This is a genomic window from Streptomyces sp. N50 (genome assembly GCF_033335955.1).
GTDB lineage: Bacteria > Actinomycetota > Actinomycetes > Streptomycetales > Streptomycetaceae > Streptomyces.
The window spans coordinates 104,464-126,712 of record NZ_CP137550.1 but is presented as its reverse complement, the minus strand read 5'-3'; the positions used below and the strand labels follow the sequence as shown (position 1 = coordinate 126,712).

The 22,249-nt window shown below is 69.3% G+C and carries 21 protein-coding genes and 5 pseudogenes; 14 read left to right on the top strand and 12 right to left on the bottom strand.

The annotated features are described in order from the left end of the window. Positions 1–4: 4 nt before the first annotated feature. The 3 genes and pseudogenes from R2B38_RS45365 to R2B38_RS45355 all read right to left on the bottom strand — a co-directional run. Positions 5–318 (bottom strand): annotated as a pseudogene (locus R2B38_RS45365) (cysteine hydrolase); the annotation flags it as partial. A gap of 80 nt (positions 319–398) precedes the next feature. Further along, a complete protein-coding gene (locus R2B38_RS45360) occupies positions 399–575 on the bottom strand; it encodes a hypothetical protein (RefSeq protein ID WP_318022055.1) in 177 nt (58 codons plus the stop codon). Positions 576–664: 89 nt separating this feature from the next. Beyond that, positions 665–2,200, bottom strand: a complete 1,536-nt coding sequence (locus R2B38_RS45355; RefSeq protein WP_318022054.1) for an FAD-dependent oxidoreductase — start codon at positions 2,198–2,200, stop codon at positions 665–667. A gap of 471 nt (positions 2,201–2,671) precedes the next feature. Between R2B38_RS45355 and R2B38_RS45350 the strand changes: the two genes are divergently transcribed. The 3 genes from R2B38_RS45350 to R2B38_RS45340 are packed head-to-tail and all read left to right on the top strand — an operon-like array spanning position 2,672 to position 4,529. Next, positions 2,672–3,043 (top strand): STAS domain-containing protein, encoded by a 372-nt coding sequence (locus R2B38_RS45350; protein WP_318022053.1) that lies wholly within the window; start codon positions 2,672–2,674, stop codon positions 3,041–3,043. After that, positions 3,040–3,765, top strand: coding sequence for an ANTAR domain-containing protein (locus tag R2B38_RS45345; RefSeq protein WP_318022052.1), 726 nt, complete (start codon positions 3,040–3,042; stop codon positions 3,763–3,765). The genes R2B38_RS45350 and R2B38_RS45345 overlap by 4 nt, the downstream gene beginning before the upstream one ends. A gap of 5 nt (positions 3,766–3,770) precedes the next feature. Continuing rightward, positions 3,771–4,529, top strand: coding sequence for a GAF and ANTAR domain-containing protein (locus R2B38_RS45340; protein ID WP_318022051.1), 759 nt, complete (start codon positions 3,771–3,773; stop codon positions 4,527–4,529). Between the two features lie 56 nt (positions 4,530–4,585). On the opposite strand, the gene R2B38_RS45335 is transcribed toward R2B38_RS45340, so the two are convergent. From R2B38_RS45335 to R2B38_RS45320, 4 genes are all read right to left on the bottom strand, one after another. Next, entirely contained in the window at positions 4,586–5,302 is a 717-nt protein-coding gene (locus R2B38_RS45335; RefSeq protein ID WP_318022050.1) for a hypothetical protein, read from the bottom strand. Positions 5,303–5,466: 164 nt separating this feature from the next. Then, positions 5,467–5,595 (bottom strand): LPFR motif small protein, encoded by a 129-nt coding sequence (locus R2B38_RS45330; protein ID WP_266775348.1) that lies wholly within the window; start codon positions 5,593–5,595, stop codon positions 5,467–5,469. Between the two features lie 107 nt (positions 5,596–5,702). Further along, complete coding sequence (locus tag R2B38_RS45325; RefSeq protein WP_318022049.1) at positions 5,703–6,269, bottom strand: DJ-1/PfpI/YhbO family deglycase/protease; 567 nt, start codon at positions 6,267–6,269, stop codon at positions 5,703–5,705. Positions 6,270–6,329: 60 nt separating this feature from the next. Beyond that, positions 6,330–6,656, bottom strand: a complete 327-nt coding sequence (locus tag R2B38_RS45320; RefSeq protein WP_318022048.1) for a plasmid stabilization protein — start codon at positions 6,654–6,656, stop codon at positions 6,330–6,332. A 327-nt stretch (positions 6,657–6,983) separates the two neighbouring features. Between R2B38_RS45320 and R2B38_RS45315 the strand changes: the two genes are divergently transcribed. Next, positions 6,984–7,250, top strand: a complete 267-nt coding sequence (locus R2B38_RS45315; protein ID WP_318022047.1) for a DUF5133 domain-containing protein — start codon at positions 6,984–6,986, stop codon at positions 7,248–7,250. A 178-nt stretch (positions 7,251–7,428) separates the two neighbouring features. Here R2B38_RS45315 and R2B38_RS45310 read toward each other — a convergent pair whose 3' ends face one another. After that, positions 7,429–8,205, bottom strand: a complete 777-nt coding sequence (locus tag R2B38_RS45310) for a response regulator (protein WP_318022046.1) — start codon at positions 8,203–8,205, stop codon at positions 7,429–7,431. Between the two features lie 116 nt (positions 8,206–8,321). Here R2B38_RS45310 and R2B38_RS45305 point away from each other — a divergent pair, with 116 nt between their 5' ends. Then, the gene (locus tag R2B38_RS45305) at positions 8,322–9,926 is read left to right on the top strand and encodes a sensor histidine kinase (protein ID WP_318022045.1); all 1,605 of its coding nucleotides are present in this window, start codon (positions 8,322–8,324) and stop codon (positions 9,924–9,926) included. Continuing rightward, positions 9,923–11,116, top strand: a complete 1,194-nt coding sequence (locus R2B38_RS45300; protein ID WP_318022044.1) for a PP2C family protein-serine/threonine phosphatase — start codon at positions 9,923–9,925, stop codon at positions 11,114–11,116. Before R2B38_RS45305 ends, R2B38_RS45300 begins: the two co-directional genes overlap by 4 nt. 434 nt (positions 11,117–11,550) lie before the next feature. Here the strand turns inward: R2B38_RS45300 and R2B38_RS45290 are convergent, their stop codons facing one another. Next, positions 11,551–12,054 (bottom strand): hypothetical protein, encoded by a 504-nt coding sequence (locus R2B38_RS45290; protein ID WP_318022043.1) that lies wholly within the window; start codon positions 12,052–12,054, stop codon positions 11,551–11,553. Here R2B38_RS45290 and R2B38_RS45285 point away from each other — a divergent pair. From R2B38_RS45285 to R2B38_RS45255, 7 genes and pseudogenes are all read left to right on the top strand, one after another. Then, positions 11,987–13,127: pseudogene (locus R2B38_RS45285) on the top strand (UDP-N-acetylglucosamine 1-carboxyvinyltransferase). The gene R2B38_RS45290 and the pseudogene R2B38_RS45285 sit on opposite strands and share 68 nt — an antisense overlap. Then, a pseudogene (locus R2B38_RS45280) lies at positions 13,124–14,349 on the top strand (bifunctional metallophosphatase/5'-nucleotidase). Before R2B38_RS45285 ends, R2B38_RS45280 begins: the two co-directional pseudogenes overlap by 4 nt. Further along, positions 14,346–14,885, top strand: a pseudogene (dcd, locus tag R2B38_RS45275) (dCTP deaminase). Before R2B38_RS45280 ends, dcd begins: the two co-directional pseudogenes overlap by 4 nt. Then, positions 14,882–15,418 (top strand): dCTP deaminase domain-containing protein, encoded by a 537-nt coding sequence (locus R2B38_RS45270; protein WP_318022042.1) that lies wholly within the window; start codon positions 14,882–14,884, stop codon positions 15,416–15,418. The pseudogene dcd and the gene R2B38_RS45270 overlap by 4 nt, the downstream one beginning before the upstream one ends. After that, the gene (locus tag R2B38_RS45265; RefSeq protein ID WP_318022041.1) at positions 15,415–16,530 is read left to right on the top strand and encodes a glycosyltransferase family 4 protein; all 1,116 of its coding nucleotides are present in this window, start codon (positions 15,415–15,417) and stop codon (positions 16,528–16,530) included. Before R2B38_RS45270 ends, R2B38_RS45265 begins: the two co-directional genes overlap by 4 nt. 118 nt (positions 16,531–16,648) lie before the next feature. Continuing rightward, a pseudogene (locus R2B38_RS45260) lies at positions 16,649–17,693 on the top strand (serine hydrolase domain-containing protein). Positions 17,694–17,846: 153 nt separating this feature from the next. Further along, on the top strand, positions 17,847–18,347 hold the full coding sequence (locus tag R2B38_RS45255; protein ID WP_318022040.1) for an NUDIX domain-containing protein: 501 nt from the start codon (positions 17,847–17,849) through the stop codon (positions 18,345–18,347). A gap of 284 nt (positions 18,348–18,631) precedes the next feature. Here R2B38_RS45255 and R2B38_RS45250 read toward each other — a convergent pair whose 3' ends face one another. Then, positions 18,632–19,018, bottom strand: a complete 387-nt coding sequence (locus R2B38_RS45250; RefSeq protein WP_318022039.1) for a metalloregulator ArsR/SmtB family transcription factor — start codon at positions 19,016–19,018, stop codon at positions 18,632–18,634. Between the two features lie 106 nt (positions 19,019–19,124). Between R2B38_RS45250 and R2B38_RS45245 the strand changes: the two genes are divergently transcribed. Further along, a complete protein-coding gene (locus R2B38_RS45245; protein ID WP_318023062.1) occupies positions 19,125–21,083 on the top strand; it encodes a heavy metal translocating P-type ATPase in 1,959 nt (652 codons plus the stop codon). 35 nt (positions 21,084–21,118) lie between these two features. On the opposite strand, the gene R2B38_RS45240 is transcribed toward R2B38_RS45245, so the two are convergent. Next, entirely contained in the window at positions 21,119–21,835 is a 717-nt protein-coding gene (locus R2B38_RS45240) for a cation transporter (RefSeq protein WP_318022038.1), read from the bottom strand. Next, on the bottom strand, positions 21,835–22,170 hold the full coding sequence (locus tag R2B38_RS45235) for a metalloregulator ArsR/SmtB family transcription factor (protein ID WP_318022037.1): 336 nt from the start codon (positions 22,168–22,170) through the stop codon (positions 21,835–21,837). Before R2B38_RS45235 ends, R2B38_RS45240 begins: the two co-directional genes overlap by 1 nt. Between the last annotated feature and the right edge of the window lie 79 nt (positions 22,171–22,249).

Here is a 22,249-nt window from a genome sequence, read left to right as displayed (position 1 = left end):
CGGTTTGGGCGCCTGTGTTGCGTTCCATCGTCGCTAGGGCGGCCGAGGTCGGTTGGGGGTGTAAGTAGGTGACGGAGTCCTTGGGCACCGGGACGCCGAGGTGGCGGATGCGTGCGTCCAGTGCGGAGTTGAGGACGCGTTGTCGAGAAGTTCGCCGTGGTGGGAGCGCCACAGGCCGAAAGCGTCGTTCGCGTGGATCACTGGTACGTCCGCTTTGCGGGCCGCGTCGATCGGTTCGGCCAGGACGGGCACGACGCGTCGGACCGACAGCACGAGGAGTTCGGCGCCCTCGTGGTCGTACGTGTTGATCACGTCGATGACTACGAGAGCGAGCCCTGTGGTTCTTCCCCCGGGGCGTGGTCTGTCCGCCGACCTGAGGAATAAGGGCAGGAGGCCGGTCAGTCCTCGCCTCGGACGATGTTCCCTTCCGCGCTCGTGCGCACCGTGGCGGGGGATCCGTCGTTGTCCACCGCGGGAACGCACGTGCGTACGCCCTTGCCGCGGCGGTGACGGGCCTTCGACCAGCCTGTCCTGGCCACCTTCAGGGCTTTCTGTTTGACGGTGCGCACGGTCACGGCGGTTCAACTTCTCTCTGCGGCGGTCGAGCTCTCGATGGGGTGTTCACCGGGTTCCCGTGGGCAACGGGCGTGAAACGCCGCGCCGTTCAGATGTCGCGCTTCTCCAACGGCCGTACGGCCGGGCCTTGGAGGATCTGTCCGTCCGGGGCGAAGCGGGAGCCGTGGCACGGGCATTCCCATGCCTGCTCCGCGCTGTTGAAGGCGACGATGCAGCCGAGGTGGGTGCAACGGGCCGAGACTGCGTGGAGCTGGCCGTTCTCGTCGCGGTGAACGGCGCATTGCCGGCCGCCCGTCCGTATGACGGAACCCTCGCCGCGAGGGATGTCCTCCGGTGTCGGCGCCGGGTCCGTCAAGGCTGGCAGCCGGTCGCCGACGAAGTGCCGGGCCACCTGGGCCTGATGCTTCAGGAACGAGCCGCCTTCGCGGACCACGGAGGTCAGGCGGCGTGGATCGTAGAGGCCGCTCCACTCGCACTCGCGTCCGCGGACGAGGTCGCTGAGCAGGCCGCCCGCCATGATGCCGCCGCTCAGTCCCCAGCCGCCGAACCCGGTGGCGACGTAGGTGTGCCGGCTGCGGGCGTGGAGCGGTCCGACGAGGGGCACGGAGTCGGTGGAGTCGTTGTCCTGTGTCGCCCAGCGGTGCGTGAGCGTGAGACCGGGGAAATAGTCCTGGGCCCAGGCGGACAGGCGGGCGAAGCGTTCCTCGACGTCCGTGGCACCGGGGGTGAAGTGCTCCCCGGTGACGATCAGGAGGCGTTTGCCGTCGCGGTACGGTGCGCTGCGCACCGACCGTGTGGCCTGCTCGGGTGAGATGTACATGCCGCGCGGGGCCAGGGCCTCGTCGACGGTCCCCGCCACCACCAGTTCCCGCCTCGGGGACAGCCTGGTGAAGAGCAGGGCCCGGTCGAAGACGGGGTAGTGCGTGGCGACCACGACCTCGCGGGCGCGCACCGACACTCCGGTGTCGGTCGTCAGCACGCAGGGTTCGCCCTCGCTGAGACCCACGACCCGGGTGTCCTCGTACACGGCACCACCGCGTCGGCGCAGGTCGTCCGCGAGCGCCAGCAGGTACTTCCGGGGGTGGAACTGGGCCTGGCCCGTCACCCGGACCGCGCCGGCCACCGGGAAGGGCAGATCGGTCTCCGTGACGAAGTCGGCGGGCAGCCCCGCCTCCCGTGCGGCCTCTGCCTCGGCCCGCAGCTCATCGACGCCCTGTGGGTCCTCGGCATAGGTGAAGGCCGCCGCCTCCTCCCAGTCGCAGTCGATGTCCAACTCCTCGACGATCTCGGCGGCGCGGCGGATCGCGGCGGACTGCGAGCGCGCGTACAGCCGGGCGCCCTCGGGACCGCGGGTGCGGCGGAGATGGTCGTAGACGAGCGTGTGCAGGACGGTCAGCTTGGCCGTCGTATGGGCGCTGACCCCGGCGGCGAGCCGTCCGGCCTCCAGTACGGCCACCTCGCGCCCTTGCCGGGTCAGTTCCCAGGCCGTGCTGAGTCCCGCGATGCCGCCGCCGATCACCGCGACATCGACGGAGAGGTCCTGCGACGGCGGGGGAGCGGGTGGTCCGGTGGGCGGTGCGGTCTCCAACCAGTACGAGCCCTTGGTTTCTGCCTTGGCGTCCATGGCAGTCGACTTCCCTCATGGCGATGGGATACGCGAAGTCGCGCCAGGAGTCGTCCCCCGGTGCTACTCGGCACTACCGGCGCCCTCGTCGCCATTCCGGCGGACGTCGCCGCCGACTTCCTCGACGAGTACGAGTTTCGCAGGAAGGAACGGAGATGACGGCTTGATCCTCCAGGGATGTTCTCCGCCTTCGCCGCCTTCGGGGCGGGTTGATGTGGCGAAAGCGAACAGCTGTGCACTGCCCGCGATGCCGCGTAGGGTGGTAGTGCGTCCTTGACCCCGGCGCTTTTTGTCGTTGGACGGCGTCAACCTCCGGTAAGCGGACCGCCTCTCTCCTGGAGTGTCCAGGCGGCCGACCGTCCGGCTCAGCCACCGTCCTCTCGGCAAGCTCGTTGCTCACCCCTCCGAGCGCGCCCCGCGCCAGTGCACCTTCAGGGTGACTTTGGTACGGGTCCGGGAAGTCGAGGCGCCGTGTCTGTAGTGCGTGCGATGATCCGCTACCGGTCCGATGGCCGGGCGACCATCGTCCTGGAGGGTGAGATCGACCTGTCCACCGCTCCCTCCATCCAGGCGGCTCTGGCCACATGCCGGGCCAAAAAGGCAACGGACATCGACATCGACCTCACCGCGGTCGGCTTCTGCGACGCCAGCGGTCTGAACGTCTTCATCGCCGCCTCGCGGCACGCCGCTGCGGAGGACGGAGACGTACGACTGCACCACCTCGCCCCGGTCGTGCGGCTGCTCCTGGACGTGACCGGCACGGGATACCTCCTGACCGGGCGGCGCCCGGACGGCCAGGCGCCCCGGGACGATGCCCGGCAGACGTCCAGCGGAGCCCCATGATCAGTGACGGGATGGCGGAGATCCTGCGGCTGCTGCAGACCGCGTCCTGGCTGGACGTGGCGGAAGACGCGGCCGACCTGCTCGCCGTGGACGGGATCGCGGTCAGCGCGGTCACCGCATCGGGCGAGGCGGAGCTGCTGTGGTCCTCGGCCGTCATCTCGAGCGACTTCGAGGATCTGCAGTTCACCCTCGGGCAGGGCCCGGGACCTGACTGCCGGGCCGGTGGCGCCGTAGTGCGCGTGCCCGATATGGGCAGCGTAAGGGAGGACCGCTGGCCCGCCCTCTCGGCCGAGGTGTCCGTCACGGCCGTGCGGGCGGTGTTCTGTTTCCCGCTGCGGATCGGCGCCATCACACTGGGCGTGCTGACCCTGGCCAGAAGCACACCCGGACACCTGACCTCGGCACAGGGCGATGATGTCGACGTACTCGCCGGCGTCCTGACCCGACGGGTTCTGGACCTCGGAGATCCGCAGCTGTCCTCGGCGCAGTACCGGGACCTGGAACCTCCGGTACTGCACCAGGCGGTCCTCCACCAGGCGACCGGCATGGTCAGCGTTCAGCTCGCGGTACCCCTGGCCGAGGCGCTCCTACGGCTGCGCGCCCACGCCTACGGCAACAGTCGCACCCTTACAGATACAGCCCGGGACATCGTGGCCAGGCGCCTGCGGCTTGCCCCCGATCCGCACCCGACGAACCTCCCCGATGACGCAGACGAGGACTGATCCCCATGACAACCCGTGAACAGCAGCTCACCGAAGTCTTCGTCGAGGTGGCCGACTCCCTGATCGACGACTTCGACGTCATCGACTTCCTGCAGAAGCTGTCCGTGCGCTGCCGGGACCTGCTGGACGTCGCCGCCGTCGGCATCCTGCTCGCGGACGAGAACGACGGACTCCACGTCCTGGCCGCCTCCGACGAAGACACCCGGATGCTGGAACTCTTCGCCCTCCAGCACGACCAGGGCCCCTGCGTCGACTGCTGCCGCGACGGCCGGCCGCGGATCAACATCAGCCTGACCGACCCCGATGCCGCCGCCAGGTGGCCCGACTTCGTCCGGGGCGCGCAAGGCGCCGGTTTCGTCGCCACCAACGCCATTCCGCTGCGACTTCGCGGACGGACCATCGGCGCGCTGAGCCTCTTCCGGACCGTCCCCGAGCCCCTGGCCGAACAGGATCGGATCCTTGCCCAGGCCCTCGCCGACGTGGCCACCATCGCCATCCTCCAGCAGCGCACCCTCGCGCACACCGAGGCCGAACGCGACCAGCTCCAGTACGCCCTCAACAGCCGCATCGTCATCGAACAGGTCAAGGGCATCCTCGCCGAGCGATGGCAGACGCCCATCGACGAAGCGTTCAGCGTCTTCCGTGCCTACGCCCGCGCCCACAGCCGCAAACTCTCCGACCTCGCCCGGGACATCACCGACGGCACACAGGACACCGAAGCCATCCGCGCATTCCCCACCCCTGGGTCCGGAAAGGCCAACTGACACCCGCTGCATGCGCTCGCCGCGCGAGGCCCGTCGGTGAGCGGGTTGGGACACCGTCAGTGCAGGATGCTCACCGCGCGGGCGATCACGAGGAGCGAGGTGAGGAGGGCGGTGACGCTCTCCACGCTCATCAGGAACTTGGCGCGGGCGGAGAGCGGCATGGTGTCCGTGGGGCTGAAGGCGGTGGAGTTGGTCACCGACACGTAGAGGTAGTCCATCAGCGTGGGTACCCAGTCGGCTGTTTTGCTGGAGCCGTCGGAGACCTCCTGGACGGCGCCGGCGTTCTCGTCCTGAGAGAAGCGGAAGTCCGCCAACGGCAGTGATTCACGCGGCACTTGGGTCCTGCTGACCGGGCCGCCCCGGTCCAGCTCCCAGTAGGCCAGTCCGAAGACGATGATGTTGGTGAGCCAGATCTGCAACGACGCCACCAACAGCTCCCGGCCGTCCTTGACTCCGGCGGACACCAGCTCATGGACCAGGATCCCCAGGGCGAAGAGGTTGCTGGCCCCGATCAGGGCGACGAGTGTCAGCGACAGCACGCGGAACGCCCGCGTCTGTCGGGTCAGCCGACGCGGGTTGATCGCTATGAGGGGTACGAGGAGCACGAACTCCAGGGCGGGCAGGACGTAACGGGGGGCGATCAGGAGCTGCTGGGGCAGGAAGAGGTAGAGCGCGATGGCGACGAGTGTCGCTGCCACAGCCGGCAGCCGAGGCTCCCCCCGGCGCTCGTGCCGAGGGTGTCTGAAACGAGCTTCTTCACGCGATCGCGGCATGACTCGTCCTCCACCTCGTCCTCACCTGGGGCATGGAACTCAGCGCGTCGGTCCGCGGAGGTCCGGGGCTGCTTCCGTGCGAACGCCCGCACGCGAGGACGCCCACCGGTTCCCGATTGCCGTGCGCACCGCTACCTGACGCGGGCAGGCGACGCACATCGGTGTCAGTGATGGCCGTGCGCGCTGTCGGAGGCGCCGCCGAAGAGCCGGGCGACGGCGCGGAAGGGCAGCGTGACGACGGTGGCGATCGCACTGCCGATCGAGCGCAATACGTCAGCGATGGCCTTGAGCATGGAGGAGTCCAATCGTCGAGAGGGGCGTCCCCGTGTTGGGGAGTCCCTTGGCGGTGCGGCAGGGGGCGCGGGCTGCCCGCCGCGGGTCGAGTTCCTGAGTTCCTGGTTCAGGACCCGACCAGGGCCTTGTCGATCGCGTCGACGAAGGCGTCGAGGTCCTCTGGCGTACGGGAGGTGACCAGGGTGTAGCCGCCCGCGGTGTCGCTGACCACCGGCTCGTCGACCCAGGACGCGGCTCCGGCATTGCGGATGTCGGTGCGCAACGAGGCGTAGGACGTCAGCGTCTTGCCCCGGACGGCGTCCGCTTCGACCAGGGCCCAAGGGCCGTGGCAGATGGCGGCGATCGGGCGGCCCGAGGCGACGAACGCCCTGACGATGGCGAGCGCCTTGTCGTCGAGGCGGAGCTGGTCGGCGTTGAGGGTGCCGCCGGGGAGCAGCAGGAGCTGGTGGTCGCCGGGGTCCACCACGTCGAAGGTGGTGTCGGGCTGCACGGTTTCGCCGGGGTCCTTGTCTCCGACCAGGGTCTGGATCGGGTCGGCCGTCGCGGCGGCGACGGTGACGTCCGCGCCGTCCTCGCGCAGCCGCGTGAGCGGCACCAGCAGTTCGTCCTGTTCGACCCCGTAGTTGGTGACGAGCGCCAGTACACGGTGGCCGTTGAGGGGCCTGTCAGCCATGGGGATGCGCCTTTCTTAGTGACGGGTCGCGAGACCAGGGGTCCGCGACGTATGCGACGGTCAGTGGCCGAGTGCCTTGGCCAGTTGCTGCTTGTTCATGGAGGAGCGGCCGTGGATGTTGCGCTTCCTGGCCTCCTCGTACAACTGGTCCCTGGTGGGACTCACCGGGCCTCGGTGCGAGCGCTCGCCTCCCCGCTGCGAGGCGGATTTCCTGTCCTGGGTGGAGACCTTGCCCGGCTGCTTCGCCTCGCCGGAGCGGGCCCGTTCCTTGTTGACCGTCCGCGCGGCGATCTCCTTCGCGCGCCCGGTGGACGCTCCCCGCTTCTCCGCACTGTCCTTGATGTGCTCGTACTGCCGTTCCCGCTTGGGGCTGGAACCTGCTGGCATGACTGCTCTCCTCGCCTCGGGACCAACATGGGGGACGTGCGTCCTCACTCCTCGGGTGCTCAGTACGGGGCGAGTCACACTCGCTCCCACCTCTTCCAGTGCACGCTGTCCCGCCGCACCCCGCGACCGAGCGCGAACCGAGCGGCGGAGCGGGCTGGTGCGTGCGCTCCGGTGGGGACACGGAGGCCGCCGAGCTGATCGATGTCCAAGCTCAGCGACCGGAGGAACCGCGACTCCAGCATTTCTGCGGGGCGGCGCTGCGCAAGAGCGGCTATGCGCGCACACTTCCCGGAGAGGAGGGGACTACCGCACAGGGAGAGGGCCTTCATGATCACTCCAAAGCCCCAGGTTCTGCGCACCCTGCTGTCGCGTTACGCGGAAGCTCGCATCATGCAGTTCGAAAGCGACACCGCTGAGAACCGGCGCAGACTGGACGACATGACCCACACCCTGTGTGTCACCACCGGGGCGCACACCATCGAGACCGCCCTCGCCCTCGCGGATGACCTGCTCCAAGAACAGCGCCGGAATGCGGAAGCTCCGGGCACCGGCCGCCCGGACACCGACCGGGCCTCCCCGACTCCGGCCGCCTGAAAGGCTCACTAGCCCGGCGGCGTATCCGCTGCGCAGGCCGAGCCGGTTTCACGAGTACGTGCCTGCCACGGCGACGCGACGGAGGCGTGTCCACCGGTCGGTTCGGCCTTACGCTCCGGGGAGGGTCCTGACTGCCGGGTATTGACCCGACCGACAGAGGAACGGGAAGGAACAGCTGTCAGGGGCGGGGCGGGCGGGTGACGGTGTCGAGGTAGAAGGTGTCGATGCTCTGGACGGCGCGCTCGAACTCGTCCAGGTTGACGGGCTTGCTCACGTAGGCGTTGGCGTGGCTGCTGTACGCGCCGGCGACGTCGTCGGGGGCGGTGGAGGTGGTGAGCACGACGACGGGGATGGTCTGGAGGTCCTCGTCCGACTTGAGGATCCGCAGGAGGTCGCGTCCGTTCATGCGGGGCATGTTCAGGTCCAGGACGATCAGGTCGGGGCGGGCGCTGGTGGAGTTGCGCAGGTGTTCCAGTGCGGCGACTCCGTCGGTGACCTGGATGAGGTTGCGGGCGCCGCGTTCGCTGAGGGCTTCCTCGATGAGCAGGGCATCAGCCATGTCGTCCTCGACGAGGAGGACGTCGAAGGGCCGTGCGGGGGTGGTCATCATCGGATGCTCCAGGGGTGCTTCGGGAGAGTGGTGGAAGAGTCCTGGCCACCGGCGGCGGGCACCTTGGCGGGTCAGGCCGCAGGCGGCACCGAGCTGCGGGTATCCGGCGCCCGCGCGGGCTGCGGAGACGGCCGCGTCCCGTTGGAGGCGTTCGGCGGCCTGTCGGAGCTGGTCCAGCAGGTACAGCAGGGTCAGTGCGGGTGCCGCCGGATCCGTCTCCGGTGAGGACGGGGCCTCGTCGAGCAGTTGAAGGGCAAGGCGTCTGGCAAGCCGGCCGACCGCGGCGTCCGCGAGGGCTGCCGTCTCCTCGGGGGTGGACTGCAGAGCGAAATCCTTGCCGGGCATGGTCCGCACCCTAGGCCCCCGGCCGGTCGTACGACAACAACGGTTGTCGTACATCCCCTACAGTGGCGGCGCCCCCGTATGGTGCAGGCGGCTGTCACTGCGGAGGGGTACTCGGGATGAGCGGGAGCACGAGAACACGTGCGGGGACGTTTTCCGCCTGGACGACCCGGCGGTGGCTGCGCGTCGGGGCGGTCGTCTCGCTGACGGCCCTGGCCCTGCTGGGGGTGACGGGCGCGTGGATGCTCCAACGCACGGGATCGCTCACCGAGAACCTGGTGAACGTGAAATCTCCGGCCCTGAGCACGGCACTGCAACTGGAATCGGCGCTCCTGAACCAGGAGACCGGCATCCGCGGATACGGCCTCACCGGCACCGCCGACTTCCGCACCCCCTACCAGCAGGGACTGGCCGACCAGGCAACCAGCACCGCCCGCCTGACGAAGCTGCTCCACGGTGACGCGACCGGCCTCAAGGACCTGAAGGCCGTACGGGATGCCGCGGAGACCTGGCAGGCACGGGTCGCCCGTCCCATCGCCGCCGCTCCCGCCGGAAGCCCCTCACCGCTCGCCACCGAACGCGCCGCGGAGGGAAAGACGGACTTCGACGCGCTCCGTGCCGCCCTGGCCGGCCAGCAGAAGCGGCTGCGGGCGGAGCGGACGCAGGCCGCGACGGACCTCTCGTCCACGATGCGACTGCGGAACTGGGTCTTCGCCGCAATCGCGCTCGTCATCGCCGTACTGAGCGTGCTGGTCTTCGAAGGGCTGCGCCGCGGCATCACCACACCCCTGGGACAGCTCGGCGCGGACGCCCGCGCCATCGCCGGCGGCGACTTCGGCCATCCCATCACCCCCACCGGGCCGGCGGACCTGCGCCGGCTCAGCGGCGAGATCGACTTCATGCGCCGACGCCTGGTACGGGAGCTGGCGTTCACCGAAGAGGCACGCGTGAGCCTCCACGCCCAGGCGGCCGACCTGCAACGCTCCAACGCCGAACTCGAGCAGTTCGCGTACGTCGCCTCCCACGACCTGCAGGAGCCGCTGCGCAAGGTCTCCAGCTTCACCCAGCTCCTCCAGCGCCGCTACGGCGGCCAGTTGGACGCCCGGGCCGACCAGTACATCGACTACGCCGTCGACGGCGCGAACCGCATGCAGGTCCTCATCAGCGACCTCCTCGACTTCTCCCGCGTCGGCCGCGTCCATCACGAACTCCAGAGCGTCGACCTCGGTGCGGTGCTGCGGCAGACCCTGTCCTCGCTGAGCATGACTATCGAGGAGAGCGGGGCGTCCATCACGCACGATCCGCTGCCCTCGCTCGTCGCCGACCCCACCCAGATGGGCATGCTCTGGCAGAACCTGATCGGCAACGCCGTCAAATTCCGCCGCCCCGGCCAGCCGCCCGCGATCCACATCTCCGCCGCCCAGGACGGCGAACTGTGGTGCTTCACTGTGACCGACAACGGCATAGGTATCGGCCCCGAGTACGTCGACAAGGTGTTCGTGATCTTCCAGCGGCTGCACACGAAGGACGCCTACGACGGCAGCGGCATCGGCCTGGCCATGTGCAAGAAGATCGTGGAGTTCCACGGCGGCACCATCGCCGTCGATCCCGACTACACGGATGGCGCCCGGATCACCTTCACCCTCGCCAGCGAGCCCCCCAAGGCGATAGAACCATCAACGATGCCCGAAGCGACCCGCGCCGACACGGAGCCAGGACCGTGACCACCCTCGCCCCAGCCCATCCAGGAGCGCCCTCGCCGGACCAGGCGTACCGCATCCTCCTGGTCGAGGACGACGAGGCGGACGCCGTACTCGTCGACGAACTTCTCCACGACACTGGGCTGCGGTTCGAGCTGTCCACGCGGCCAACGCTCGCAGCGGCCCGCCGCGAACTCGCCTCCCGCGAGATCGACTGCGTCCTGCTCGACCTGCACCTTCCCGACGCCTCCGGCACCAAGGCGATCGCCGCTGTCCGCGAACTCGCCCCGCACACCGCCGTGATCGTCCTCACCGGCCTGGCCGAGACACAGGCGGGAGCCGAGGCCATGGCCGCCGGCGCCCAGGACTACCTCGTCAAAGGCAGCGTCGCGGCCGACCTGCTGCACCGGACCATCCGCTACGCCGTCTACCGCAGCCAGAGCGAACGCGCAGCCGCCGAGGCCCAGAACGCACGCCTGCGCGCCGAGGAGAACGCCCGCCTGGAACGGGGCCTGCTGCCCCAGCCCCTCCTCGACACCTCGACGGTCACCGTGACCGCCCGCTACCTGCCCGGCGCCGAACGAGCGCTGCTGGGCGGGGACTTCCTCGACGTCGTCGAAGGCGACGACGGCCTCCTGCACGCCGTGGTCGGCGACGTCAGCGGACACGGGCCGGACGCCGCCGCAGCCGGCGTCTGCCTCCGCATCGCCTGGCGCTCCCTCGTCCTGGGCGGCCACCGCGGTCCCGGCCTCCTGCACCTCATGGAACGCATCCTGGTCGCCGAACGCGGCCCCCAGCCCCTGTTCGCCACCTGCACCCTCCTCACCCTCGACCAGCACGCCGCCACCGCCACCCTCCACCTGGCCGGCCACCACGCACCGCTCCTCACCACCGCCGACGGCACCCACGAACTCGACGTGGAACACGGACCGGCTCTGGCCATCACCCAGAAGCCCGCCGCCTGGCCCGCCACGGTCATCCCGCTCCCGGCCGCCGCAGCCCTGACGCTCTACACCGACGGCCTCACCGAAGGACACAACGGCCCACACACCGGCCGACTCGGCGTCGAAGGGCTCCTTGCCCTCATCCGCGACCTGCCGCCCACCGACGCAGCCGCCCACGTCGACCACCTCATCAAAGAAGCCCAGGCACTGAACGCCGGACGTCACACCGACGACATCGCCGTCCTCCGACTCGACTGGGACAACCGGTAGGTTCCTGATGCCGCCGGAGACCATGGCATGCGCGGGACTACGGGCGGCTCATGGCTGCCATCACGTCGGTGACCAGGCGGATCACCCGCCGGTTCACCCACCGTAGCGGCCGACCGGAGCCCGTTCGTAGCTGCGCTGCGCGAGGGCCGACGGTTCGTTGTCATCGCACTACGCTGCCGTCGGCGAGCGGAGGCTCCAGGCGGAGCTGACTCAGGACGACTTCGTCCCGCCCGGACCGGCTACGAAGTTCCGACCGCCCATCGCCGTATCTATCTCTCGTGTGCCGAAGAAGTCGATTCACACATAGGTCAGCGACTCTGCACAGCATCGGGGCCATCTCGCCTCACCAGCGCGAAACCAATGGCCACGCTCAACATTGGCCTCAACCGACGGTTGGAGTCGGCGCGTTGAGCTTCCGCCGATCCATGAGCGTTTCACCCAATCACCCCTTGGGCGACGATGAGCGCGGGGCCTTCGAGTGTCATCGTCCCGTCCGGGTGCACTGTCACTCCGAGACGGCCTCCAGGCACGTCGACGATGTAGGTCGCCGCATCCGTGTGCCGGTCGAGGTGGCGCAAGGCCGCGACCGCGGCGCATGCCCCGGTACCGCAGGCGTGTGTCTCGCCGACGCCCCGCTCGTGTATCCGCAGAGAGAGGTGCCGGCGGCTGACGCGGAGGGCGAACTCGACCGTCACTCCTTCCGGGTAGGCGCCGTGCGGGGCGGTCTGCGGCGGGACGCGTAGGGGCCCGGCGAGGGAAAGGTCGTCGAGGAAGGCCACGGCGTGGGGGTTGCCCATGTCCACGTGGACACCTCGCCAGCAGTGTCCGGATGCGAAGACGGTGACGTCAGGAGTGCCGGGCAGGTAGGGGCTGCCCGTGTCCACCCTGCTCCAGCAGTCCGGCTGGCACACGGGCTGCCCCGTCTCCGATCCGCGCACCGCGGTCATCCTGCCCAGCGACAGGCCGCAAGCGGGGCCCGACCCCGAGACCGCCGCACGTATCCGAGCCTCGTACTACCTCGTCCCCCGCGCTGCTTGGTGCATACGGACGGGCCCGACTTCCCTGGCCAGGCGGATGCCGGATCGGGGAACGCGGCATGGAACAGCACTTCGCGGTCTACGAGTGCTTCGGCGATCGTGCGACCGTCGACGACCGGGGCTACCTCGTGGAAGCAGCCGCCGGGCTGACCGGAACGGTTTCGATCATGCTGCCTTTCCGCTCCCGAGGCGCGACCATCGCCGCAGTCCTGCGCGCGGTCGTGGCCGGACGGCCACTGCGGCTGGGAGGGCCGAACCTCTCGCCGGAAGTGCTCAGTGTCGTAGAGGCGCTACGGCTGGCTGGATGGCAGTGCCGGGCCAGTGAGTCTCTTCTCTCGCTCGCGCCGCCCCCGTCCGCTCCCACGGAGACCATCGCCTGGAAGGTGCCCGGCGACAAGATCGAGGCAGGCACGCTGGCCTGTGCCGTCGCAGTGACGGGCGGCGAGGCGCGTATCTGCGGTGTACGCGGCGACGATGTCGTTCCTCTGGTCAGCGCTCTACGACAGCTCGGTGTGCCCGCGAGCACCGAGGACGATGTACTGACCATCCATGCCTAGGACACCCGCCCCACCGGCAGGCCGCTACGAGCTGTAGCCTCCCTCGCCCCCGGCGGCCTGGACGCCGACTTCGAACCGCCCCTGATGGCCTTGGCCCTCACCCGCCCCGGCACCCATCTCTTCTCCGACACCATCAACCCCGGCCGCCACGGCAACCTCCTGCCCCAATTCGCCCGGCTCGGCGCCGAGATCCACGACCTGTCGCCCACCAAGTGCCGTCTCACCGGCCCGCAGCAGCTGATCGGCACCGGAGTGGAGGCCACCGACATCCGCACGGGCTCCGCCCTGCTCATCGCCGGCCTCACCGCACGCGGTGTCACCACGCTGGGCGGTCTCGACCAACTCCGGCGCGGACACGCGGACTTGCCCACCAAACTGCACGCCCTCGGCGCCGACATCTGCGAGGTCACCCCATGAGCCGACGCTTACGGAAGATCATCGCTACGACCGACGTCCACTCGGCCTTCGACGCGGGCATGCCGATGCTCACCCACCTCTACAACGCCAGGGCCGAGAGCCTGATCGTGGACTGCGGCGACTTCTTCGAAGGGAGCGGCTACTACCGCTTCGGCAAGGGCCGGATCGAGCGCGAGGTCCTCACCAGCCTGTACGACCTGCTCGCGCCCGGAAATCACGGCTGGCCGCACTACTTCGAACCAGGGCTGCACGAGATGACCGTGTGCGCCAACACCTCCGACACCAACGGCAAACCGCTCTTCGACCGCGTACGCGTCAAGCGGATCGGCGGCCAACGGGTCGCCATCACCGCGGGCATCGGTCCCCAGGCGTTCAACACGATCCCCACCCGCGATCGCAACGGCCATCACGTCACCAACCCGGCTCACGCCCTGCGCGAGGTGATGCTGGAGAACCACCACCGAGCCGACGCCTGGATCGTGTTGTCCCACTCCGGCTTCGAGGAGGACCTGAAGCTGGCCGTCGCCTGCCCGTTCGCGGACGTCATCTTCGCCGGCCACTGCCACAGCGACACCTACGGCCCGGTGCGCATCGGCAACACCTTGGTCGTCAAGGGACGCGAACTCGGCGTCGGCTACGCCACCGCAGAACCGGGCGGCAGCGGCTGGGCCGCCCGCACATGCACCTTTCCCAACGCCACCGCAGTTCCCGGAGACCTCGCCACGGTGCGGGAGAAGATCTCCCTCTTCAGCCGGAAGCTGGCGAGTCCGCTCGGAACCGTGAACGAGCCCTACCGCAATGGGGAGTTGGACCGCAGCCGTCTGGTGCGAGAGATCGCTGGCCGACTCCACTCCGGCCTCGGCGCAGATGCGGTGATCCTCAACGAGACCGCGCTCCGTTCCGTACCGCTCGGCGAAGTACTCACCCTCGGCGACCTGTTGGCCATCGAGCCCTTCGACAACCACCTCGTCCACGCCGTCCTTCCTGACGAGCACGCCCAGGACCACGACAAGTCAGGCAACTCGCTGAATGCGTCGGCCCGTTGACCATTGCTCCCATGCCTCTTCCGTCGGCGATGAGCAGCGTGCTGACGACGGGCTACCTCGCCGACAGCCACCTGGGCAGTCGTACACATCAAGCCGGACTCCGGCTCAGCCAAGCAGTACGCCGCGTCCTGGCCACCGCCTTGCCCGGCGGCGTCACCGAGGGAGGCGAGCAGTGATCCTCACCGGGCCAGAGATCACCGCCGCTGCCTGCGACGGTCGACTGACCATCGACCCCTTCGAGCTGGAGTAGGTCAACCCCAACAGCTACAACGTCCGCCTCGGTCCCACCCTGCTGACCTACGTGGACACCGTGATCGACTCCTACCGCCCCAACTCCACCTGTGAGATGGAGATCGGGAAGGGCGGATACGTGCTCCAGCCCGGCGAGTTGTACCTCGGGCACACCCTCGAACAGGTCGGCTCCAACTCCTTCGTACCGCTGCTGTTCGGTCGCTCCTCGGTTGGCAGGCTCGGCCTCTTCGTCGAAATCACCGCCCCCATCGGCGACATCGGCTTCCACGGCCAGTGGACGCTGATGCTCTCGCCAGTCCGCCCGCTACGGGTGTACGCCGGCATGAAGATCGCGCAGATCATGTTCTTCGTCTCCACCGGTGAAATCGACCCCTACGAAGGCAAGTACCAGGGCGTCACAGGTCCGCAGCCGTCAAGGTACTGGCGGGACGTCGCTCCGTTGAAGGCGGTCGCCTCGTGATCCTGACCCGCCCCGCGATCAGAGCCGCCGTTCAGGCTGGGGAGATCACGATCGAGCCGTACGATTCCGCCCGTCTCTCCCCGAACGCCTACGACTGGCGGCTCGGCGACACTCTTCGCGTCTGCGCCGGTGAACTGGACGCCGCCGCCCCCACCGCGTTCGTCGAACAGCTCATCCCCGCAACGGGCTTGGTGCTCAAGCCGGAGGTGCTCTACCTCGGTGTCACGCTGGAGAAGACCGGTTCGGAGGCGTACGCGCAGATGCTCAACGGCGATCGGACCATCGGCACCCTCGGCATCTGGGTCCATGTCTCCGCCCCGCTCGGCCACCAAGGCCACGCCATTCGCTGGACGTTGGAGATCCGCGCCGCCAAACCCGTCCGGGTCTACCCGGGGATGACCTTCGGCAAGCTCGTCTTCATCACCGCCTTCGGCACGCCCGCCAGCTACCAGCAGCAGCTTTCCAAGTACGCGGATACGGACGGCATCGACATCTCCCGCCTCTATGAAGAGATCCCCGGAGGAGTCCTGTGAGTCCCCGCCCAGCCGCCGGGCCACTGGCCGCCACCCTGCTGGACCTGCCCGCCGGAAGTCCGGGCGGCAGCGTCGAACTCTTCCTCGACCTCTACACGGGCGACCGCCCCCTCATCCCCGCACGCGCGTTCATGCTCGGCCCGTCCAACGCGAGGCGCCTTCTCCCCGCTGGGCTCGACCTGCTGCCCGTGGCCGGCAAGTGCCTGGAAGGCCCGGCCTTCGGCAGCTACGTCACAGCCCTACGCAGGGCCCTCACAGCCGCGATCGACCCAAACCAGATCGGCGTCCTGCACCTCCAACACCTGACATTCGGCGCCACCCCAGCCCTGATCCGAGCCCTGCCCCTGCATCCCCGCATCGCCCTGGTCCACGGCACCGACCTGATCTTCGCCGAGGCCCACCGCGATCAACTCCGCGTCCTGCGCGAGACCGCCAGAGCCGCCCACGCGATCGTCGTGCCGACGGTGGCAATGGCCGACCGCCTGCTCAAGCTCGCCCCGCAGACCGACCGCAGGAAGATCACCCACATCCCCTGGGGCATCCCCAACCACCTACTCACCGACCCACCACCCCGGCCAACTCGCGCCTCTGCCAGCCACCTACGGCTGCTGTACGCGGGACGGCTGACCGCAGAGAAGGGAGGCGACACTCTGATCAAGAGCCTGGCGCCCGTGCCAGGTATCGAGCTGAGCATCGCTGCGCCCAGGTCCCAATCCCACGCCCTGGCACCGCTGTTGCAACGGGCCGGCCTACGGCCCCGCTACCTCGGCTGGCTCCGCCGTCCACAACTGTGGAAGACGTTCGCCGAGCACGACGTACTGGTCATGCCGTCCACCACCCTGGAGGCCATGGGCCTGGTCGCGCTGGAGGCCCAAGCCTGTGGACTGCCCGTCCTCTACCAACCCGTGCCCGGCCTCAGCGAGGCCCTCGCCGCCTCGGGAATGGCGACCGATTTCACCAACTCGGCTGCTCTCGCCCGCGATCTGGATCGGCTGCGAACTTCTCCGGGCCTACTCTCCGCGCTGCGGCAGTCGGGCTACGCGAACGCTGCTCGCTACCAACTGTTGGTTGCCGCACAAGCTCTGATCGACCTCGGCCACCAACTCTCCTGAGCAGGTACAGAAACCGGGCCATCCGGCGGGCGAGGGCAGCCCCGCACGCCGTTCCTCCACTCACCCCACCGGCGTCACTACGCTGACCGACGGGATGCCCACTGCGAACAGGGAGACCATGACGTACCGCACCGACCGCATCGAACAGCTCCTGAGCGAAGGCGTCCGCGACAAGGTCTACCCCGGCGCTGTATGGGCCGTCGGAGACGCCGCCGGAACTCACGTCCACGGCACCGCAGGGGTCCTCGACCCCGAGCAACCGGACACGCTGATGCGGTCCGACACCGTCTTCGACGCCGCCAGCCTTACCAAGATCCTCGCGGTGTGGTCCTCGATCGGCTCCCTATGGGAAGAGGGCAAGCTCGACCTTGACTCTCCCCTGGGCACCTTCTGGCCCGAGGTCGAAGATCACGCGCTCGGATCGGTAACCGCCCGCCAGTTGCTGACCCACACGGCCGGCGTCCCCCCTGCGGGCCCAGCTCAAAAACCTCTACGGCAGCGACCCGCAGGACATCCGCGACGGCGTACTGAGGGAAGCACTGCACCGCCAGCCCGGAGAGGCCGTTGAGTACACCGACCGGGCCGCCCTCATCCTCGGCTATCTCGCCGAACACATCTCGGGTCGACGCCTCGATCAACTTGCCACGGAGCGGATCTTGCAGCCGCTCGGTATGAACACCACCCGGTTCGGGCCGCTGCCGACGGAGGTCGCCGCGCGGTGTGCACCGAGCGAGCTCGACCAGGACACCGGCGCTCACCTCAAAGGCGTCGCCCACGACTTCTCCGCACGGCTTCTGGGCGGCGTGTGCGGCATCGCCGGTGCCTTCAGCGTCCTCGACGACCTCGCTGCTTTTCTGCGTTACATGCTGGGCGACACTTCTGTACCTGCACAGGCCGGCTTCGGGTCGGCCTGGGTGACTGAGTCGCTGACGATCCAGACCGGTGAACTGGCGCCCGTACGCGGCCTGTTCTGGCACCCGGCTCCTGGTACCGAGCCGACCCAGGATGTCTGGGTGCACTACGGCTTCACCGGAACCGGCATGTGGATCTCACCCGACCAGGGGCGCTGGGCCGTACTGCTGACCAACAAGCTCTACTACACCCGCGACCGCCAGCCCCTCACCGAGATCCGCAACGCCTTCCGCGAACTCGCCTTCGGCTGAGACAGCGGTCCGACTTATACCGTCGCCTCGAAGACGACCCCAACTGCGGCCAGTTACGCGAAGGTCGAGGTCGCGAGGATGAAGGGATCAGACAGCAGTTCTGAGGTGGATCGCGCCTCGCAACTGGCTGCGAGCGATGAAGGGACACCAGCCGTGGCTCAGCGGACAACCGACTACCAGCCCAAAGCCCTACCGCCCGCCTTCGAATCCATGACCCTGCTGGTCGCCGCCGTCATCGTCCACGACAAGGCCACCAACCGCGTCGTCCTTCTCCAGCGCAGTGAGAACGCCAAGTTCGCCCAGGGCATGTGGGACCTTCCCGTCGGCAAGAGCGAACCCGGCGAGCCCATCACGGCAACCGCCGTACGCGAGCTGTACGAGGAGACCGGCCTGACCGTGAAGCCGGAGTCCCTGAAGGTCGCCCACATCATTCACGGCGCCTGGGGCGTCGAAGCCCCCAACGGCTTCCTCACCGTCGTTTTCACGGCCCATGAGTGGACTGGCGAGCCTGAAAACCGCGAACCACGCAAGCACGTCCAGGTCCGATGGGTCGACGCCGACGCCATTCCGGAGGACTTCGTGGACACCACGGCCAGCGCCCTTCACCGGTATCTCGCAGGCGGTCCAGAAGTCTCCATCGACGGCTGGCCGTAGCGACCCCGACCCCACGTTGTCTGTCGGGGTGGGACGGTATTGAACTCGGCGACTCGCTGCGGACCTTGGCCACAGAGCCGGGGGAGTCGCGCAAGCGGGCGTGCGTCACGCGGCGGTCGTGAACCGCTCGCGAATACCCGGGCATCCTCAACGAGGCGTCCGCGAGCGCCGATGCCCTCAAGCTGCTGCGGTTGCCCGGCATCACGGAGAAAACCGCCATGCGGTATGTCGCCGTCGCTCGCCCGAGCGCGCCGCCCAGCTCCTCGGTGACCGGTGCGCCGGTCTCAGTCCGCGGTGACGGGCTCGGGCAGTTCGGCCGGTGTGTCGCGAACGCCCAGGCGGAGGTGCTCGACGTGGTAGAGGGCCTGGTCGAGGAGTTCGGCGACGTGGTTGTCGTAGAGGGCGTAGATGATCGAGCGCCCGTGCCGCTCGCCGGTGACCAGGCCGAGGTTGCGCAGCAGGCGCAGTTGGTGGGAGCAGGCCGAGGCTTCCATGCCGACGGCGTCGGCGAGGTCGCCGACCGAGCAGGGACCCTCCTGGAGCCGGGCCAGGATATGCAGCCGGGAGGGGGTGGCGAGGGCCTGGAGGGTGGCAGCGACGTCGGCGGTGCCGACCGCGTCGAGCCGCTCGCGTGTGGTGGCTCTGCTGGTGGCGTCGGTTCCGTGGCCCATGCGTCCATCATAACGATGACAACTGAAGACCTGTTCACATGTTCCTGTATGGTGGGAACTGTTGCCCCGTCCGCCCGTGAAGGGTTGTTTTGTCATGTCTTCTGTCATGGATCGGCGGCCCGCGCCGCCCGCCGCAGGTCCGCGACCGACCCCTCCTCGGCGCCGCACGCGCATCTTGGTGCTGCCGGAAGCCCGTTGGGCGCTCGCGGCGCTGCTGCTGTTCCTGCTCGCCCTCCCGCTGTACCTGTCGGGCGCACCGGCCTGGTCGTGGGCTCCGCTGTTCGCCGCTGCCTACGTCACCGGTGGCTGGGAGCCGGGCTGGGAGGGGCTGAAGGCGCTCCGGGACAGGACGTTGGACGTGGACCTGCTGATGGTCGTCGCGGCGCTCGGTGCTGCCGCGATCGGCCAGGTCCTCGACGGCGCGCTGCTGATCGTCATCTTCGCCACCTCCGGCGCCCTGGAGGCCGTCGCCACCGCACGGACCGCCGACTCCGTGCGCGGCCTGCTCGACCTCGCCCCCACCACGGCGACCCGCCTCCTGCCCGACGGCACCGAGGAGAGCATCGAGGCCGAACACCTCACGGTCGGGGACATCGTCCTGGTCCGGCCCGGCGAGCGCGTCGGCGCCGACGGCCAGGTCCTCGACGGGGCCAGTGACGTCGACCAGGCCACCATCACCGGTGAGCCGCTGCCGGTGGCCAAGCAGGCCGGGGACGAGGTGTTCGCCGGGACCGTCAACGGCACCGGTGCCCTGCGCGTACGCGTCGAGCGCGACCCGGCGGACTCGGTGATCGCCCGGATCGTGCGGATGGTCGAGGAAGCCTCCGAGACCAAGGCCCCCACGCAGCTGTTCATCGAGAAGATCGAGCAGCGCTACTCGATCGGCATGGTCCTCGCGACCCTCGCCGTCTTCGCCGTCCCGCTCACCTTCGGCGAGGAGCTGAGTTCGGCCCTGCTGAGGGCGATGACCTTCATGATCGTCGCCTCGCCGTGCGCGGTGGTGCTCTCCACCATGCCGCCGTTGCTGTCCGCGATCGCCAACGCGGGACGGCACGGCGTACTCGCGAAGTCCGCCGTCGTGATGGAACGCCTCGGGCAGATCGACGCCGTCGCGCTGGACAAGACCGGCACCCTGACCGAGGGCACCCCCCAGGTCACCGACGTCCGCCCGCTGCGCGGTAGCGACCTGGACGAGGATGCGCTGCTCCGCCTCGCCGCCTCGGCCGAGCATCCCAGCGAACATCCCCTGGCCCGCGCCGTCGTGGCGGCCGCCCGCGAACGCGGCCTGCCTCTTGCGGTCGCCGATGACTTCGCCTCCGTCCCCGGTCAGGGCGTCACCGCCTCGATCGACGGCCACACCGTCCAGGTCGGCTCGCCCGCCCGCCTGCCGGCCGCCGACGGGTCCCACGAGAAGGTGGTGCGGGAGCTGGAGGAAACCGGGCGTACGGCGGTCGTCGTGCTGCGTGACGGTGTGCCGGTGGGGGTGCTCGGGATCGCCGACCGGCTGCGGCCGGACGCCGCCGCCACCGTGGCCGCGCTCACCCGCCTGACCGGCCGTACGCCGGTCCTGCTGACCGGCGACAACGAGCGTGCCGCGCGGCACCTGGCCGCCGAGGTCGGCATCACCGAGGTACGCGCCGGCCTGCTGCCGCAGGACAAGGTGGCGGCCGTGCGGGAGTGGGAGGAGCAGTGGCGGAGGGTGCTCGTCGTCGGTGACGGCGTCAACGACGCACCCGCGCTGGCCACCGCCCACACGGGCATCGCCATGGGCAGGGCCGGCTCCGACCTCGCCCTGGAGACCGCCGACGCCGTCGTCGTCCGCGACGAACTGGCCGCCATCCCAGCCGTCGTGAGGCTCTCCCGCGCCGCGCGCCGCCTGGTCGTCCAGAACCTGGCCATCGCCGGGGTGTTCATCACCGCCCTGGTCGCCTGGGACCTGCTCGACACCCTCCCGCTGCCCCTCGGCGTCGCCGGGCACGAGGGCTCCACCGTCATCGTCGGCCTCAACGGCCTGCGCCTGCTGCGCGAAACCGCCTGGACCAACTCCGCCGAGGGCACCGTGTAGTTGTTCCTACTCCCCATCCCCGTGCCAGTGGAGGGTCAGTTGCAGCAGTCGCACCCTGGACGGCAGCCGCACCCATCGCCCACCTCGGCGTTGGCGGCAGGAACCGCCGTAGCGCCGGACGGCGCGCAACAGCCCTTGCCCTGCCAGGCGTCGCGGCCTTCCTTGACGGCGATGCCTGCGATGACGAGGGCGGAGACGGGGTCGGCCCAGGACCAGCCGAGGGTGGCGTTGAGGATCAGGCCGGTCAGGAGCACCGCGGAGAGGTAGGTGCACAGCAGGGTCTGTTTGGAGTCGGCGACCGCGCTGGCGGAGCCGAGTTCGCGGCCCGCGCCGCGCTGGGCGGCGGACAGGAACGGCATCACGGCGAGGGAGAGGGCGGCCAACGCGATGCCGGGGACTGAGCGTTCGGCCTCGCCGGAGCCGGTCAGGGCGCGTACGGCGTCCGCGGTGACGTAGGCGGCGAGGGCGAAGAACGAGACGGCGATGATGCGCAGGGTGGTCTTCTCGCGGGCATCGCGTACCGCGTGCTCACGGGCGGAGAACTGCCAGGCGACCGCGGCGGCCGAGGAGACCTCGATGACGGAGTCCAGCCCGAAGCCGATCAGCGCGGTGGACGAGGCGAGGGTGCCGGCGGTCAGGGCGACGGCCGCCTCGACGACGTTGTAGGTGATCGTCGCGGCGACCAGCAGACGTATCCGGCGAGCCAGCAGATCGCGGCGGACCGGGGACGGTCCGAGGGATATCGCCGTCATCAGCAGCACCCTTTCTCGTCGGCGTCGACGCACGTGCGATCTGTCTCGACGGCCACCACAGCGGTACGCAGGGCGTCCAGCGCATGCCCGAGGCGTTCGTCGGCCAGCTCATAGCGGGTACGGCGACCGTCGGGCACGGTGACGACCAGGCCGCAGTCGCGCAGGCACGCGAGGTGGTTGGACAGGCGGGTGCGGGAGATACCCAGGGCGTCGGCGAGATCGGCGGGGTAGGCCGGGCTCTCGCGCAGGGCGAGGAGGATACGGCAGCGGATCGGGTCGGCGAGCGCGCGACCGAACCGGGCCAGTACGTCGATGTCAGAGGCAACAGTCAGCACAGCCCGACAGTACACAACATCCTGAATTCATGGAATCGTGAATTGCTAGCGGGTCTGGCGCGCCACCACCCTCACCTCA

Bases quoted from the DNA above. Each gene is read 5' to 3' on its own strand.
- R2B38_RS45355 (WP_318022054.1), bottom strand. From the start codon at position 2,200: ATGGACGCCAAGGCAGAAACCAAGGGCTCGTACTGGTTGGAGACCGCA.
- R2B38_RS45345 (WP_318022052.1), top strand. From the start codon at position 3,040: ATGATCAGTGACGGGATGGCGGAGATCCTGCGGCTGCTGCAGACCGCG.
- R2B38_RS45340 (WP_318022051.1), top strand. From the start codon at position 3,771: ATGACAACCCGTGAACAGCAGCTCACCGAAGTCTTCGTCGAGGTGGCC.
- R2B38_RS45335 (WP_318022050.1), bottom strand. From the start codon at position 5,302: ATGCCGCGATCGCGTGAAGAAGCTCGTTTCAGACACCCTCGGCACGAG.
- R2B38_RS45330 (WP_266775348.1), bottom strand. From the start codon at position 5,595: ATGCTCAAGGCCATCGCTGACGTATTGCGCTCGATCGGCAGTGCGATC.
- R2B38_RS45325 (WP_318022049.1), bottom strand. From the start codon at position 6,269: ATGGCTGACAGGCCCCTCAACGGCCACCGTGTACTGGCGCTCGTCACC.
- R2B38_RS45320 (WP_318022048.1), bottom strand. From the start codon at position 6,656: ATGCCAGCAGGTTCCAGCCCCAAGCGGGAACGGCAGTACGAGCACATC.
- R2B38_RS45315 (WP_318022047.1), top strand. From the start codon at position 6,984: ATGATCACTCCAAAGCCCCAGGTTCTGCGCACCCTGCTGTCGCGTTAC.
- R2B38_RS45310 (WP_318022046.1), bottom strand. From the start codon at position 8,205: ATGCCCGGCAAGGATTTCGCTCTGCAGTCCACCCCCGAGGAGACGGCA.
- R2B38_RS45305 (WP_318022045.1), top strand. From the start codon at position 8,322: ATGAGCGGGAGCACGAGAACACGTGCGGGGACGTTTTCCGCCTGGACG.
- R2B38_RS45250 (WP_318022039.1), bottom strand. From the start codon at position 19,018: ATGGGCCACGGAACCGACGCCACCAGCAGAGCCACCACACGCGAGCGG.
- R2B38_RS45245 (WP_318023062.1), top strand. From the start codon at position 19,125: ATGGATCGGCGGCCCGCGCCGCCCGCCGCAGGTCCGCGACCGACCCCT.
- R2B38_RS45240 (WP_318022038.1), bottom strand. From the start codon at position 21,835: ATGACGGCGATATCCCTCGGACCGTCCCCGGTCCGCCGCGATCTGCTG.